This is a genomic window from Paenibacillus sp. BIHB 4019, from assembly GCF_002741035.1.
In the GTDB taxonomy this organism is placed as follows: domain Bacteria; phylum Bacillota; class Bacilli; order Paenibacillales; family Paenibacillaceae; genus Pristimantibacillus.
On sequence record NZ_CP016808.1, the window covers coordinates 3,808,041 to 3,824,084 of the forward strand.

The 16,044-nt window shown below is 45.9% G+C and carries 17 protein-coding genes; 16 read left to right on the forward strand and 1 reads right to left on the reverse strand.

Annotated features, from left to right (window positions below; genetic code table 11):
- Window position 1: 1 nt before the first annotated feature.
- Window positions 2-2,332, reverse strand: a complete 2,331-nt coding sequence (locus BBD42_RS16540; protein WP_099519044.1) for a helix-turn-helix domain-containing protein — start codon at window positions 2,330-2,332, stop codon at window positions 2-4.
- A gap of 150 nt (window positions 2,333-2,482) precedes the next feature.
- Between BBD42_RS16540 and BBD42_RS16545 the strand changes: the two genes are divergently transcribed.
- The 16 genes from BBD42_RS16545 to BBD42_RS16620 all read left to right on the forward strand — a co-directional run bounded on the left by BBD42_RS16545 (window position 2,483) and on the right by BBD42_RS16620 (window position 15,996).
- Entirely contained in the window at window positions 2,483-3,583 is a 1,101-nt protein-coding gene (locus BBD42_RS16545; protein ID WP_099519045.1) for an amidohydrolase/deacetylase family metallohydrolase, read from the forward strand.
- Window positions 3,561-4,673 carry a DgaE family pyridoxal phosphate-dependent ammonia lyase gene (locus tag BBD42_RS16550; RefSeq protein ID WP_099519046.1) on the forward strand — a complete coding sequence of 371 codons (1,113 nt, stop codon included), beginning with the start codon at window positions 3,561-3,563 and terminating at the stop codon, window positions 4,671-4,673. The genes BBD42_RS16545 and BBD42_RS16550 overlap by 23 nt, the downstream gene beginning before the upstream one ends.
- Window positions 4,666-5,421: a 2-dehydro-3-deoxy-phosphogluconate aldolase gene (gene dagF / locus BBD42_RS16555; protein ID WP_099519047.1), complete on the forward strand. Its 756-nt coding sequence runs from the start codon at window positions 4,666-4,668 to the stop codon at window positions 5,419-5,421. Before BBD42_RS16550 ends, dagF begins: the two co-directional genes overlap by 8 nt.
- Window positions 5,414-6,427, forward strand: coding sequence for a sugar kinase (locus BBD42_RS16560; RefSeq protein ID WP_099519048.1), 1,014 nt, complete (start codon window positions 5,414-5,416; stop codon window positions 6,425-6,427). The genes dagF and BBD42_RS16560 overlap by 8 nt, the downstream gene beginning before the upstream one ends.
- 10 nt (window positions 6,428-6,437) lie before the next feature.
- Window positions 6,438-7,160 carry a GntR family transcriptional regulator gene (locus tag BBD42_RS16565; protein ID WP_099519049.1) on the forward strand — a complete coding sequence of 241 codons (723 nt, stop codon included), beginning with the start codon at window positions 6,438-6,440 and terminating at the stop codon, window positions 7,158-7,160.
- Window positions 7,161-7,402: 242 nt separating this feature from the next.
- On the forward strand, window positions 7,403-7,738 hold the full coding sequence (locus BBD42_RS16570) for a hypothetical protein (protein ID WP_099519050.1): 336 nt from the start codon (window positions 7,403-7,405) through the stop codon (window positions 7,736-7,738).
- Window positions 7,739-7,816: 78 nt separating this feature from the next.
- Complete coding sequence (locus BBD42_RS16575) at window positions 7,817-8,314, forward strand: hypothetical protein (RefSeq protein WP_099519051.1); 498 nt, start codon at window positions 7,817-7,819, stop codon at window positions 8,312-8,314.
- Window positions 8,315-8,344: 30 nt separating this feature from the next.
- Window positions 8,345-9,091 carry a sulfite exporter TauE/SafE family protein gene (locus tag BBD42_RS16580; RefSeq protein WP_099519052.1) on the forward strand — a complete coding sequence of 249 codons (747 nt, stop codon included), beginning with the start codon at window positions 8,345-8,347 and terminating at the stop codon, window positions 9,089-9,091.
- A gap of 117 nt (window positions 9,092-9,208) precedes the next feature.
- On the forward strand, window positions 9,209-9,736 hold the full coding sequence (locus BBD42_RS16585) for a DinB family protein (protein WP_099519053.1): 528 nt from the start codon (window positions 9,209-9,211) through the stop codon (window positions 9,734-9,736).
- 88 nt (window positions 9,737-9,824) lie between these two features.
- Complete coding sequence (locus BBD42_RS16590) at window positions 9,825-10,202, forward strand: VOC family protein (RefSeq protein ID WP_172455721.1); 378 nt, start codon at window positions 9,825-9,827, stop codon at window positions 10,200-10,202.
- A gap of 98 nt (window positions 10,203-10,300) precedes the next feature.
- Window positions 10,301-10,825 carry a YfiT family bacillithiol transferase gene (locus BBD42_RS16595; protein WP_099519055.1) on the forward strand — a complete coding sequence of 175 codons (525 nt, stop codon included), beginning with the start codon at window positions 10,301-10,303 and terminating at the stop codon, window positions 10,823-10,825.
- 336 nt (window positions 10,826-11,161) lie between these two features.
- Window positions 11,162-11,560 (forward strand): SRPBCC family protein, encoded by a 399-nt coding sequence (locus BBD42_RS16600; RefSeq protein ID WP_237163121.1) that lies wholly within the window; start codon window positions 11,162-11,164, stop codon window positions 11,558-11,560.
- A 31-nt stretch (window positions 11,561-11,591) separates the two neighbouring features.
- Complete coding sequence (locus BBD42_RS16605) at window positions 11,592-12,038, forward strand: oxidoreductase (RefSeq protein WP_099519056.1); 447 nt, start codon at window positions 11,592-11,594, stop codon at window positions 12,036-12,038.
- Window positions 12,039-12,056: 18 nt separating this feature from the next.
- Entirely contained in the window at window positions 12,057-12,446 is a 390-nt protein-coding gene (locus BBD42_RS16610) for a hypothetical protein (RefSeq protein ID WP_099519057.1), read from the forward strand.
- A 468-nt stretch (window positions 12,447-12,914) separates the two neighbouring features.
- Complete coding sequence (locus tag BBD42_RS16615; protein ID WP_172455523.1) at window positions 12,915-14,132, forward strand: glycoside hydrolase family 5 protein; 1,218 nt, start codon at window positions 12,915-12,917, stop codon at window positions 14,130-14,132.
- A 373-nt stretch (window positions 14,133-14,505) separates the two neighbouring features.
- A complete protein-coding gene (locus BBD42_RS16620; protein ID WP_237163122.1) occupies window positions 14,506-15,996 on the forward strand; it encodes an RtcB family protein in 1,491 nt (496 codons plus the stop codon).
- Window positions 15,997-16,044: the final 48 nt, after the last annotated feature.

The window sequence follows — 16,044 nt, forward strand, 5'->3', positions numbered from 1 at the left end:
TCTAATAGGAAGGGGTGTTGCTCTGGCAATGCTGCTTGCGGAACTGTCCCGGCGTCAGCCCGCTGTCCTTCTTGAACTTGCGGATAAAGTTGGGGGCGTCCAAATAGCCTACCCGCTCGATAATAATTTGAAGCGGATCGTTGGTAGCGATAAGCAGTCTTTTCACTTCGTTCATGCGCAGCTGCCAAATATAATGGGTGAAGTTCATGCCCGTCTTTTCTTTGAAGCTGCGGCTAAGATAAGAGGTTGATACAGCAAAACGCAGGGCAATATGCTCCAGGCTCAGCGTATAATCAGCATAGTTCTGATCGACGTAGGCAACCAGATCATCAATTAATGAGGGCTGGCTGGTTTCCGTCTGATGGTTGACCTGCCTGCAAACCTCGCCAGCCAGCATAGCCAGCTTGCTCTCGAATTCCTCCAGCGTGTCGAAGGAAGTAAGCGCAGGCACGCGGCCGAACACGCCCTGCATGCCCAAATCGGCTGCGACCCGCAAAATAGTGTTGAGTATGTCGAAGCAAATAAGACGCAAGATGGGGACGGAAAGCGACTCCTGCTTAATTTCCTGCACCATGCCGGCCAGCATGGACTGTGCTAGCGGCTCGTTGCCCTGCTTCAGGCTTTGCTCCAGTTTGAGAATCGTTTTTTTGGACAGCCAGAACGTTTCCTGCGACACGGCTTGCTCATTTTGGAGCTGGTCAAAGAAGGTAATGGCCGGCTCTCCCGGCTTCCGATAATCAAGGGCGGTGGAAGCCTCGATAAAGGATTGGTTGATCTTTGACAAGCTTGGATATATCGTGCCCACGCCTATATGCGGCAGCGTATCTGTCTGCTCCTGCAGCATCGCCCGAATGGCTTCAAAAAGGCGGTTAATCGTAGCCTGCTGCTGCTCGTAGCTTTGGTCCGGCAGCAGCACCATAAGCGCAAAGCGGTCGCGGACGGAAAATTCTACGCCGTATACTTGAACGCCCAGCTCCGGAAATGACAGTTGGCTGAGCAGCTCCAGCTGCAGCATATGATCCGGCTGATCCGGCTCGTCTTCAGCCGGAGAGTTCCATGAGAGCACAGCCGAGAAATAAGCGCCTCCGGCATCCGGCGGCTCAAGACCCGTTTCTTTAATCATCCGTTCGATCTCGGGATCGTTTGGTTTGCCGTGCTTCAGCAGCAGCATCAGGCACTGATTGCGGACGAACGGCGTCTGCCAGTGAATACGCGCTTTATAGTCGCGAAAGGTCTGGGTGATCCATTCCCATTCGTTGCGCACCTTGAGCGCTTCATCGCGGCCGCCCGTTTGAAGACGGGCAAAGTCAATCAGATTTTTGATTGGATGATACTGGCGTCGCGCTAAAATAATGGCCGCCACAATGCCGGTCAGAGCTGCGATAGCGAATACAAGCATAATTAACGTCTTGATGTGAACGACACTCTCAAAAAACTGGTAGGTCGGCATAGTGGTAGCGTAGCTCCAGCCGTTTTCGGTGGATTTGACCACAACGACGGATTGCGCTTCCCCGTCCAGACGGATGCCGTGTATGCCTGTCTCCAACGCTGCAATGTCGATCAGCGCTTCTCTTGAGAGCGATGTGCCGTTCGTATTGGAGGTCAGCACCTCGCCCGTGGGAGACAGAATGTAGCTGTTGCCCTTGTACTGATTGAGTATGGTGTCCATCAGACCGGTAAGCTTGGCTTCCTTGAGCAGGAACATGACCGTGCCATAGGGGTAAGGGTCATTGGGCTTGATCGGGATGAGCAAGGTGAGCAGTGCTTCCTCCCTTGAATAAATGGAGACAGGCTCGGCGGGACGAATGAGCGGAACGCCAGAATCGTTAAGCGCTTTCATTAAGCTCGCGCTGCTCCAATTATGATATTTGTACACCCGGTTGAAGAGGGTTGCTGGACTGGTCATGCCTTCGTAGGAATAGATTTCATTCCGGTCATGGTAATAGAGAAAGAGCTGCTCCACAATGCTGCTGTTGGCTGTGTAGCTGGCGAGCGTATTAATGCCTTCCCGGCTGTGATAAGGATCGCTCATCATGTAGGGGGTTAAATGCTCGTCATAGGATATGCGGCTGGCGATTTCATAGAGATCGGACATATGTCCATCGATCGTCAGCTTGACCTGCGTCAATTGATTGAGATTGGCCCGTTCAATTTCAGAGCGCAAATTGTAGGCTGCATTTTCATAAATAAAGATCGTTACCACTGTAAGCGGAACCAAAAACATGACAATGTATGAAGCCGCATATTTGAACAGAAGCCGCGACTTGTATTGGCTCCAATATTTGCTGATGTACTGAGTCAGTGTATTTGCTTTTATTTTGAAATAACGCACAAGAACGCCCCTTTTTCTTCATCCTTGTAAACATTATAACGTTATATTTATTTTGATGCTAGATTGTGTTAAGCTGTTTTTGAAAAAAAGTTAGACAGCAGCTTTTCGATCGGGCATAGGGTTGATAAGCCAGAGAGGGGCAGAGATAAAGTGAAGGATTTTATTTTGCATAATGTCAGGCTATTGTCTGGGGAGAAGGCTGCCATCGTAGTCAACGGCGGGCGCATTATTGATATAGCGCCGCAGCTCCCGGCAGATGCGGCAGGTTGCAGAATGGATGGCAAGGGGGCCTACGTTTCCAGCGGCTGGATTGACTTGCACGTTCACGCGGATGCCGCGCTGGAGCCGTACGGAGATGACATTGACGAAATTGGCATACTTCAGGGCGTTGCCACCATTGTGGATGCGGGAAGCTGCGGAGCCGATCGCATTGGCGGTCTGTATGCAGCAAGCCAGAAAGCGCAAACCCGTGTGCTTGCCCTGCTGAATGTATCGCATATTGGCCTGACGCGGACGGATGAGCTCTCGCAGCTCGCTTGGTTAAATGAACAGCTGCTGCGTGAAGCGGTGGAGCGGTATGGCAAGTTTATCGTAGGCCTGAAGGCGAGGGTCAGCAGCAGCGTAGTCAAAGAGCAGGGAATTGAACCGCTTCGTCTGGCTCGCGGCTTCGCTGACCGCGTGGACCTGCCTCTCATGCTGCACATCGGCTCGGGACCGCCAGCTATTACAGAAATTTTGCCCTATTTGCGCGGCAATGATGTGATCACGCATGCTTTCAACGGCAAGGCCAACGGCTTGTTCGACGAGCAGGGGCAAGCGATTCCCGAGCTTGTCGCCGCAAGGGAGCGCGGAGTGCTGCTGGATGTAGGCCATGGCACGGCAAGCTTTTCGTTCAAGGTAGCGGAACGGGCACGCGCGGCGGGCATTTCACCGGACACGATCAGTACGGATATGTATCGCGGCAACCGGCTGCATGGACCGGTGTACAGCATGGCGCATACGCTTGATAAATTTCTGCTCCTTGGCTATTCGCTTGAGGAAACGATTGCCCGGGTGACAAGCAGCCCGGCAAGCTGGCTGAAGCGTCCGGAGCTTGGGCGGATACAGAAGGGTGACCTAGCCAATTTAACGGTTTTTTCAGTGCAAGAAGAAAAGGTGGCGCTGACAGACTCGGAGGGTGAGAAACGTCTGGGGACGCAGCATATTAGGCCGGAAGGGGTAGTAGTAAATGGCAATTACATTGCAATCTAAATATGGGCTTAAGCGGGTGGTGAATGCTAGCGGACGCATGAGCATCCTTGGCGTATCCGCGCCGACGGATAGCGTAATGGAGGCGATGAAGCAAGGCGGGCAGAGCTATGTGGAAATCGCAGAGCTCGTAAAGCGTTCCGGCGAGCATATCGCTTCCGTTATGGGGGCAGAGGGAGCGGTCGTCGTTAATTCGGCTTCAAGCGGCATTGCTTTGTCTGTTGCGGCTGTCGTAACAAGAGGATCGGAGCGTGCCTCCCTTCGGCTGCATCAGGATGCCATTGTGAAAAATGAAATTATAATGTTCAAGGGCCATAATGTCCAATACGGAGTGCCGGTTGAAACGATGGTTTATTTAGGCGGCGGGCACCTGGTAGAGGCCGGCTACGCAAACGAAGGGCGAGCGGACCATCTGGAGCAGGCGATTGGCGAGCGCACCGCAGCTATTCTGTTTGTCAAATCCCATCATTGCGTGCAAAAAAATATGATTGGCCTGGCAGAAGCACAGCAAGTCGCCAAGCGCCATGGGATACCGCTCATTGTGGATGCAGCGGCGGAGGAGGATTTGCACAGCTACGTTAAGCTTGCGGATTTGGTCATCTACAGCGGCTCCAAGGCTATAGAAGGGCCAACCTCGGGTATTGTGGCAGGCCGCAGCCCTTATGTGGACTGGGTTCGAATGCAGCTTCACGGAATCGGGCGCAGCATGAAGGTGGGCAAGGAAGTTTTTTTTGGACTGCTGGCCGCACTTGACGAGTATGTGGCCAAGGAGGATAAAAGCGAGCAGGAGAAGCAGGCTCTTAAGCAGCTGATGATGCTGTCGAATTTGCCGGGAGTATCTGTTGATATCGTACAGGATGAGGCTGGACGTTCCATCTTCCGAGGCAGAATTCGGCTGGATGCGTCTGTCGCGGGCCTTAGCGCAGGCGAGGTCAATGATCAGCTTCGTGAAGGGGAAATTGCGGTATACACGCGGGATTATGGCGTGCGCCAAGGGTATTTTGATCTGGACCCGCGCTCCCTTCAGGGAGATGATCTTGCGGTAATCATTGAACGGATACAACAAATTGTAGGAGGGGCATCACATGTCTAAGCTGGAGAAACGTCTATATAAAAACAGGGCGGCGCTTAATGTGCTGACTGGATCATTGGAAAATACAAAGCAGGTTTTCGCTGCGGCTGAAGGGCATGTCGTCGTTGGGATTTTGTCCAAAAGCTATCGTACGGTCGAAGCGGCTGTAGAGGCTATGCGTACCCATGGATCGCACATTGAGGATGCGGTATCCATTGGTCTAGGAGCGGGAGACAACCGCCAGGCGGCGGTTGTAGCGGAGATCGTTCGGGAATATGAGGGCGCGCACATTAATCAGATTTTCCCAGCGGTAGGGGCTACTAGAGCTAACCTCAGGGAGCGTGCGGGCTGGATCAATGCGCTGGTATCACCATGCGGCAAGGCAGGCTACGTTAATATTTCGACTGGCGTTCATAGTGCGCCACTGGAGCAGAAGGCGATTGTGCCTGTAGAATCAGCCATTGCGCTGGTACGCGATATGGGCGGAAATGCATTGAAATATTATCCGATGCATGGGCTGCGCTATGAGGATGAATATCGTGCAGTAGCCGCGGCCTGCGCCGAGGCGAATTTTGCGCTTGAGCCTACAGGCGGCATTGATTTGGACAATTTTAGTGCGATATTGGAAATTGCGCTGAAGGCCGGTGTGCCTCAAGTCATCCCGCATGTGTACACTTCGATTATTGACCCGGCTACTGGCGAGACAAGACCTGAACAGGTGAGGCAGCTGCTAGACTCTCTCAAGCAATTGGTAGATAAATATGAGTAAAATGGCTGCGTTCGGCGAGGTCATGATGCGGCTTGAAACGCCTGGCTACAGTACGCTTGCGCAGGAAAATCAGCTGAAATATTCCTTCTCGGGCAGCGGTGTCAATGTGTTATCGGCTATGTCCCGGTTTGGCCATGAGGCATATCTCATTTCGGCCTTGCCTGACAATGCGCTGGGAGAGGCGGCCGTAGCCAATTTGCGCAAGCTGGGATTATCGACCCGCCATATTATGCGTTCAGGACAGTATATGGGCATGTACTTCTTGGAGAAGGGGTTTGGCGCAAGGGCAAGCAAGGTAACGTATACGGACCGATTGGGCAGCAGCTTCAATACGGCTTCATTTAGCGATGAGCAGTTGGCGGCAGCCGTTGCAGAGGTGGACGTCATCCATTTTTGCGGCATTACGCTGGCGATGAACGATCAGGTGCGCAGCAGCATGATGCGTCTTGCTCGGGAAGCCAAGCGACAGGGGCGGAAAATTGTATTTGATTGCAATTATCGGCCGACGCTGTGGGGGAAGGATGGCTATGAGCGCGCAAAACCTCATTACGAGCAGCTGCTTGAGCTTGCGGATGTGGTGATGATGAACGAAAAGGACGCCATGTTTGTGCTTGGCATGCAGGCAGCTGCGCTCGAGCGGGAGCAGCAGTTGAAGGAGTTGCTTCCGGCCGTGGCGAAACAATATGATATTGAGACTATAGCGGGCACTCATCGCCGCATTAACGGGGACAATACGCATTCGCTAAAGGGATTTATATTCAGCAAGGAGCGTCTTATTATGGGCAGAGAGCACAGCTTTTCTGTTCATGATCGCGTAGGTGCGGGCGATGCTTATGCCAGCGGTATTATAGACGGCCTGCTGCGCGGGCTTCCTTTGGAGCAGGTAGTTGAATTTGCGGCTGCTGCTGCAAGGCTGGCCCATACGATTCAGGGAGATACGCCGCTGTCGACGCGCGAGGATATTGAGAAGGCTGTCCATAACGAGACAGGTGATGTGGAAAGGTAGGGGACATCTGGTGTCCATTTCGCGAAAAAAGGGTCCGCTCTATTTGCAAATTAAAAAAATTATAAAAGATCGGATCTTGCACGGCGTGTACCCGCTTGGGACTAACATCCCTGCGGAGCCGCAGTTGGAGCAGGAGTTTCAGGTAAGCAAGATGACGGTGCGCAATGCGATTCGCGAGCTGTCCACCGAAGGCTATGTTGAAAAAAAGAGCGGGGTAGGCACAATTGTGCTGCGCAATACGTCGCCCTCCAAATTATCCAAGGGCAAGCGCTTCACAGAGCTGCTGGTGGAGCAAGGGCATCGCATGGAGAAACGGCTGCTCGGAGCAGGGATGGTTCATACGCAGGCAGATTCTGAACTGCTGGAGCTGTTCGGCGAGAGCTGTCAGCGTATTGACCGGCTGTATTTGCTGGATGAGCAGCCGTATATTCATTTTCAGCATTACATTACGCCAGGCGTAGGACTGATGCAGGCCGAAAATGTTGAAGGCGCCTTATTCTCTTCCTTATATGAATGGCTGGAGGAGAAAAAAATCGCGCTGGAGAGCTTCCATGATCGCTTCCTAGTAGAAGCGGCAGCGGCAGAGAGCGCCGCCATTCTCGGGCTGGCTCCGGGAACGCCTGTGCTCAAGCGGCTGCGGCGCTCTCATGATAGCGAAGGCAACCTCATCGAATACAGCATCGGAATTTACAACACTCAGCTGCATCCTTATTTGGTCAGCTACGACGCTTGAGTAGAAGCTGGAGCATGGACAAGTTCCATACATTGAACAGCAAGCTAGCTGCACAAGGAAGAGCTATCGTAAAGCATATTTGCTTCGCGAGAGAGCTCTTCTTTTTTATATGACGGAAAGTTGTCCTGGACGCAAGTGCGACGGGGCTCTTTTTTATGCTATAAATTTCTATATTTGCTATACTGAAAGGGATTGGAAGATTGTTCTTGCGCAAATTAAAGAAGCGATAACAGGGTGATTATATGTATGACTATGTATGTGTATATTCGGATCAGCATTATAGTATAACAATTAGAACAGAAGTTATTGAAGCTTTTTTTGTTGAGACATTACATTTTGAACGAACCAGCCGATTAAAATTTTCTAAAATGATTTGCGGAGAGTTGGTTACTGCAAAAGGCATTTTTGCCAATCAGAATGGAAGCTATGCTTTTGATACATTAGATGATGTTAAGGAAATCAATTTGATTGAAATAGACATCCCCCAAGCAAGTACCGGGCAAATGGAAGACGCAATCGAAGAAATCGTTTATGCAATAGCCGAAGAATTTTCATGGATCGTGGATTTGCGGGAATGATGATGAAATGGAAGGGAGCTGCCTCTATGCTTGTCGTTCACTGGTCGCCAGTTAATAACACAAAAAATATTTTGAAAAATGGCATTACAAAAAGTCAAAACGGGGTGTTTCAATAGAGATGGGAAGCGATATAACGGTTTTATTTTCAGAGTGCAAGAGCAGGATTTGCCAGCCTATTTTAATCATTTTATAGGGGCTACAACGGGAGAGAAATTTGAGAAGCCTATAACAACGCTAGCACAGCTAGGGGAACAAATGAAAGAGACAATTGTTTGGCGAATTGGCGAGAGATCGCTATGGCATACAGAAGAGAGGTTTAGAGCCGATATCGACTTTTTAAAGCTGGGAAAAGAAGAAATCAAAAAACAGCCCTTAGTGTATAAGGAGACGTTAACGGATGCTGCTTTCATGGCATATATACTTGAGGACTATCAAATTGTATTAACAAAATCAATCGAGGCGAACCGAATCATTCGGGTTATACCGCCAACAGAGCAGTTCGGTACAATATTATATAAAAACAAGAAGCATAGATATGATAAAAGGCATTTAAAGGAAGCCCAGCGCTTCGATTAATGGCTCATATTTGGAGCATAAGGAGTTTTTATGGAAATTGAAATCAATATGTTTCTCATCATAGGCATTTTTATCGTGCTGATAGCGGGGTTTGTTCAAGGGTTAACCAGCTTCGGTTTCGCGTTAGTGACTATGCCTTTTTTGGTGAAAATGATTCCGCTGCAAGAGGTCGTTCCGATCGTTGTCATCCTCAGTCTATGCACAAATATTATCGTACTCCTCAATAGCTGGCAGCATGTCGCTATTCGAAAAATATGGATATTAATCTTATCGAGCCTATTGGCTGCGCCACTAGGAACCTTGTTGCTCGTTTATCTCAGTGCAGACCTTCTTAAGGGCTTCACGGGAATATTAATTATTGCTTTTGCCGTCTTATTGTTATCAGGGAAATCCTTCCCCATTCGTAATGATAAAATGGCTTTTATACCGATCGGCATGACAAGTGGCTTATTAAATGGAAGCATCTCGCTCAGCGGCCCTCCAGTTGCGCTGTTTTTGTCCAATCAGGGATACAGCAAAAATGAATTTAGAGCCAACATAACCGTTTATGGCGTTATTTTAAACATGATTACAATAGGTACATTTTTTTATAGCGGCCTAATGACACCAAAAGTGATGATGTACACATCGCTATTTGTTCCAAGCGTGTTGATCGGCGTTTTTATTGGCATTATAGCAATCAAAAGGTTAGACGACCAGCTGTTTAAAAAGCTGACCTTGTGGCTCATCATCCTCTCAGGGGTGTGGACGATTCTGGGTTCGCTGAAGCTCGTGTAGAGCCTATGAAACCATCAGAAAATAAAGTGATATTATAGCGGAGATTATTAGAGGATTGATTGGAAGCAGCCGTAAAGGCTTCTATTTCACCTGATATTAAATACGGAGGAGCACTTAATGATGAACATGGACAATATATACTTAATAACCGATATTCCGGGGTATTCTCCTCAGATCAGTCGACTGATTTCCATGATGAATTATGCAAGATTTACTACACTAGAGGCAGTGAAGGATTTATCGAAGGATCAGCTTGATTTTTTACTGGATGCTGAAAGCAATTCAATTGGTGCTTTATTATTACATTTTGCTGCGGTTGAATATGCCTATCAGGTAGAGACGTTTGAGAATAGAGAGTTAAATGAAGAAGAAATTAGAGTTTGGGGCCCTGCACTTGATTTAGGTAAAGAAGGACAAGAAAAGATAAAAGGGAATGACTTACTATTTTATCTTACTAAAATGGAGCAAGTAAGAAATAGAACATTGGACTTTTTGAAATCAGTTAATGATGACTGGCTATATATGGAGGAGCAATTTTGGTACAACAAACAAGCTAACCATTATTTTATGTGGTTTCATGTATTTGAAGATGAAATCAATCATAGGGGCCAAATCAGAATGATTAGGAAAAGATTGAATGTATAGCGAAGAAGATTTGGTCAGCATCAACAAAAGTCAAATATTAAGCTACTGATTGAACCGTAAAGGTTTCAGGAGAGGATGAAAATATATGTTGACTGAGGGCTTTACGCACTGTCTTCAAATTTTTCCAAGCTCTGATATGAACAAGACAGCAGCCTTTTATGAATTAATTGGATTTAGAGCCGTTCATTATCTTGATTCAGAGGAAGCGCATATTTGTTTATATAGGGATCAAATAGAAATCGTGTTAACAAAATCGACTAAAGAAGTTATCGCACCTAATCGAGAAATTCATGGTTATGGATATGATGCTTATTTTATAACCAATAACCAAGAGGAAATGGAGAATGAGTTTAGAACATTAGGAGTTAAGATCGTTCGACCTTTGTCAACGACGGACTATAGCAACAAGGAATTTGTATTTGAGGATATAGATAGAAGATGGATTGCTGTTGGGAACAAACAGTAGAGAAGAGGGTTATAAAAAATATATGAATGGAGTTTTCGAAGAGTGTATGAGCATTATGCGTAATTACTGCAAATCTTGATGGGAGAGTCGATGGAGAAATGGATCATATTCGGTTTCCTATAGGTCAGTTTAAACCAGTGATTAATCCAACAGATGAAGAACGGGTTTTCCTCATCAATCGAATACCAGAAATCATAAAGACGTTAAGAATGATTTTGAGTAATATGGAGCCTGCTCAAATTAACATTCCATACCGCCAAGATGGCTGGACAGTAAAGCAAATCGTTCATCATCTTGCTGATAATGATATGAATGCTTACTTAAGATTTAAGAGGGCGCTAACTGAAGAGGGACCGATGGCGAACTCTTATCGGGAAGATTTATGGGCAGAATTAAGCGACTATAAAAATATACCTATTGAAGACTCTTTATTACTAATTGAAATCCTTCATAAACGATTTCTGATCTTACTTAACCATTCAACAACTGAAGATTTCAGGCGAATCTTGAAAACTCAAGCGCTAGGCGAAGTAACATTAGATATAGCCCTTCAAAGATTTATATGGCATAACGAACATCACATAGCTCAAATCCAATCTTCTATTAAAAAGAATGAATATTAAGCTAAATCAGATTTTGTAAGTACAACATTAGCTGAAATTATTTTAAAATGGAATGCACCGAGTTAGAAAACAATATACGAGAATAAAGACTTCCTTTTTAAAGCTGAAACAGCACTTTTGGATTGGGTTACAGGGGATAGAGCAACCATCGATATTACATCGGCCAGTGATTTTAAAGATAAACGAAATAAATTAATAGAAGTGGCAACCAAATGGATAGAAGCGACAAAAGATAGTTGAACAAGCAAAGGACAGAAAGGGCGGAAATCATTTGATTACGGTTAAGACTCAGATTGAGATTTCTGCTCCTATTCAGCTATTCAGGTTTGTTTTGACTTGGCAAGAGATATAGGCGTACACACAAAAACAGTCTGGAAACACACAAATGAAAAAGCCATTATGGAAGCTGCCTCAGAGCCGATCGGATTAGGCCAAACCGTAACTTTTGAAGCCACTCATTTCTTAGTAAGGCAAAGATTGACCTCGAAAATGACGGAATATCAAGAACCTGTTTTATTTGTCGATGACATGCAAAAGGGAGCGTTTAAGAGCTTAAGGCATGTGCACGAATTCAAACAATTAGCTGATAAGACTATAATGACGGATACGCTGTATTTTGAAGCCCCATTTGGGATGCTTGGAAAAGCAGTTGAAAGACTTATACTTAAGAAGTATATGAGAAAGTTTTTGGAGCATCGGAATCAACAATTAAAGATATGGATCGAACAACGTTAGGCGAAATCTGTGCAAGCAACAAGGAGAAAACATGAAACCAATAAATGACCTACAAACTAGACCGTCAAGTCGCTTTGATGAATATGATCCTGATCAGGATGGAAATAAAAACACCAAATTTGCTGATATCATTATTGATGGAAGATCACTCTACCAAATGCTCAAAAAGCATGATATGGTTCCAGCTCTTGGTTGGGGAAGCGAAGAGAACCAGAGGCAAATGATTGATTATTTTCTATTGAAAAAAGAGCATGAATATATGTATTCAAGATACCCCATACTAGTCTGCCCTTGGTGCGGGGATGAAGAGTGTGGTTTTATTTCTGTTAGAATCGAAAGGGAAGATGATATTGTTGTATGGAAAGATTTCAGAAAAGAGCCGGACGATCAACGTATTCAACTAGGGCCTTATTATTTCAAGTGGGATAAATATGAGAAAGCCATTAATGATGCTTTTGGGACTGCTGGATTTCAATGATAGAGGAAGGTAATTATTATGTGCAGATACGCCATGTATGGACCATATAAAGATATCTATGCTTGTTTTAGCTGTAGAAAAGTATTCAAGCAAACGTCGAATCAAGAACTTAGCAAAGCCGAAATAGGGAATAGAGAATATAAATGTCCGCAATGCAGCGAAATCATGAAGGATATGGGGCATGACTTCCAGGCTCCTAAAAAAGATGATAGTAAGCAATGGATGAAAATAGAGATACTATATCGTCATGGATTTACGTTTCACTCCTGCGGTTGTGGCGTAGGATATAGACCCGCAAAGTTATCTGAAGTAGAACAATTTTTGGAGAAAAATAGAGTGTTTAAGTCCGCTGGAGAAGCGTTATTAAACCGTCTAACGATGAAGCAATCTTATGTAAAGGCGAGGTAAGCATACAATTGATAAACGAATTAAAACAATGGGCGATAAAATATAACATTGAAAAAACAAGCCTTGCTAACTTTTGGCCGTGCCCAAGTCGGAGAACGTATATTCAGTTATAATTAAAATAATATATCCCAAAAAAGCAGGAAGCCTTGTCATACAGGGCCTTCTGCTTTTTTTTGTTTTATGAGCACGTTGCTTAAAGACTCATTTTCGGATCAACGTGCTTGTAACCATATAAATAAAAACAGGAATACATATCCTTATTATCCAATAATATGTTACGTATTGAGGAGGGAGACAGTTGTTTCCTTTGGTTGGTCATGCCTGCAAGAGCCGATCCTTCATTACAACGCAAGCTGGACTGATGAAGAAGGGAGGGACGGACGGGGATTTTTATATCGTTGACTATGAGTAATTATGGTAACTGTTCTGCTTGTTGCGCAACCAAATAACATTAGCGGAGGTTTAGACATGCTTGCAAAAATGAAGAAATACAGCATTTGCAGTTTAGCTTTTGTTTTGCTGACTGCAATGGTTTTTACGGGATGGAGTGCTAGGGCATCGGCAGCAACACCCATTACATCTGATTTCAGGTCATTGCAGGCTTCGCAAATCGTTTCCGAAATGGGCGCAGGATGGAACTTGGGCAATCAGCTTGAGGCAACGGTGAACGGTACACCCAGCGAGACAGCCTGGGGCAATCCTGTCATTACAACAGAGCTGATCAAAAAGGTGAAGGCAGCAGGCTTCAAGACGATTCGCATCCCCGTCTCCTACTTGAACCATATTGGAAGCGCTCCCAACTATACGATTAATACCGCATGGCTGGACCGAGTGAAAACGGTCGTGGACTATGCCTATAATGAAGGTCTATATGTTGTTATTAATATTCATGGCGATGGCTTTAATTCCATCCAGGGTGGATGGTTACTGGTAAATAGCGGAAATCAGGCAGCTATCAAGGAGAAATATGAACGTGTTTGGCAGCAAATTTCCAACAAGTTTATTAACTATGACGAGCGGCTTATTTTCGAATCGATGAATGAAGTGTTTGACGGTACTTACGGGAATCCGAATTCCGCATACTACGCCAATCTTAACGCATACAATCAAATTTTCGTGGATACGGTCCGGAAGACTGGGGGCAATAACAGTGCCAGATGGTTGCTGATTCCAGGCTGGAATACGAATATTGACTATACCGTTGGCAATTATGGCTTCGTCCTCCCAACGGACACGTACAGATCCTCCACAATCCCGATCTCGGAGAAAAGGATTATGATTTCGGTGCATTATTATTCACCTTGGGATTTTGCAGGCGAGGAAAATGGCAATATTACGCAATGGGGAGCGACTGCCACGAATCCTTCCAAAAAGTCTACTTGGGGACAGGAGGATTATCTGAACGCGCAGTTTAATTCCGTCTATAATAAGTTTGTGACTCAAGGCTACCCTGCTGTAATTGGCGAATTTGGCTCGATTGACAAAACCGCATATGATTCTACAAACAATGTGTACCGCGCCGCATTCGCCAAAGCCGTTACGTCAACCGCCAAGACATACAAAATGGTCCCTGTATACTGGGATAACGGCTACAATGGCCAGCACGGATTTGCGCTGTTTAATCGTTCCAACAACACCGTAACACAGCAAGGCATTATTAATGCAATTATGCAAGGCATCCAATAACTGCTCATTGAACGGAATCGGTGAAATTGGCGTGTTCCTTGCAAAAGGAGCGCGTCGTTTTTTATTATTTGATGAATGAAAGAGAGAAGCTGATTGTTATTATGGACGATATCACCTTTGAACCGTTAAAATGGAATGTATACCTCTCATACGGTTTTGATTATGTTGTATCCTATACTCCAAATAAGATCGGATAATATAAACTGCTCTTCATATTGGAAGGCGAAGCTTAGACGATTTCTTTACTCTTGAATGAGGCTATTTAAATCAATCAACAACGAAAGGGTGAGCAGCCATGTTATGCATTTCTGTCGAAAACATTCAAACGCTCAATAATAAAAATATACCAACAAACGAAAAGGATGGTTCTTGATTGAAAATTAAAAATAGCAGTAATGTACCTGTACGATTTTTCATTAATGACGATATGAAGCTTGAGAAAAATGCGTTGGCAGAGCTCGATCAGCTCCTAACGGTGAATGAATCGGTTGAAATGCTGAAGCAGCAGCAGACCGGCTATTTTTCCAATGCGGATGCCAAGATCGAAGAAGTTGCGATTACGCCGGACTTCCATAAAGGAAGCGGTATCCCGATTGGCACAACCCTCCTTACAAAAGGCTTCGTCATTCCCCAAGCTGTAGGCAACGATATTAACTGCGGCATGCGGCTGTACACGACTTCGCTTCAGGAGGACGACATTCGTTCTAATCTCAAAAAAATTGAAGCCGACATTCGCCACATTTTCTTCGAAGGCGGCCGTAACATCCCGATGACAAGATCGCAGCGCGAAGCGATTTTCAAAGAAGGCTTAATGGGCGTTTTGGCATCGCAGCAAGGGAGCAGCCGCCAGGGCCTGTGGGATTTTTATGATGCAAGGCAGCAAGAGCAAGACCTTGCCAGAGTCAATCGTTCCGGCTCGTTCATTGCAGGCGAAGTAGACGGACTCGACAGCTTTCTGGGCAGCTCGGAGCTTACCTATGACAGCCAGATTGGCTCCATTGGCGGCGGGAACCATTTTGTCGAGATACAAAAGGTAGTAAATATTCGCAATCATGCCTTGGCTAATGAGTGGAACATTAAGCATGGCCAAGTGGTCGTGATGATTCATACAGGCTCCGTATCAATTGGACATCATGCAGGTATAAACATAAAGGAAATGCTGAAAGGCATTTATCCCTCATCATTAAAGCATCCGAGCAATGGCATCTATGTGCTGCCGCAATCTGAGCGCTATGCGCTGCAATGGAAGCGTTATTGGAACCTCCTTCATAATGCGGCTAATTTTGCTTTTGCGAATCGCTTGTTTTTGGGACTGATGCTGCAAAAAGCATTGCATCAAAGCTTGAAATCGTTCGATTATAAATTGCTGTACGATGCGCCGCATAATTTTGTTTGGGAAGAAACGATCGATGGCAGCGCGGGCTTTATCCACCGCAAAGGGGCGTGCACAGCGAAGTCGGCAGAACAAATGATGAATACGCCTTTCCAATATACGGGGGAGCCTGTATTCATTCCGGGATCGATGGGCGCAAAAAGCTATATTCTTGCAGGACTCGGCAATCGGGATAGTCTGTTCAGTGCCAGCCACGGAGCGGGCAGAAGCCTTTCCCGAGGCGACTCGATCAAGGTGGATGATGCTTTATTTCGCGAATTTATTGCCAAGTTTAATGTGGTCACGCCGATTGATCCGAACCGCAACGATATTAAGTCGAGGCCGGATATTTTGAAGAAGTGGGAAGAGGAATTGAAGAAAGAAGCTCCTTATGCCTACAAGGATATCAATGCCATTATTGAATCCCATGAAGAGCACGGCATGGCCCAAGTTGTAGCCGAAGTAGAGCCGATTTTAACGATTAAAGGCTAGTTTTGAGCCGCAAAAAACCGCCTGTCAAATGTCTTATGACAATGACAA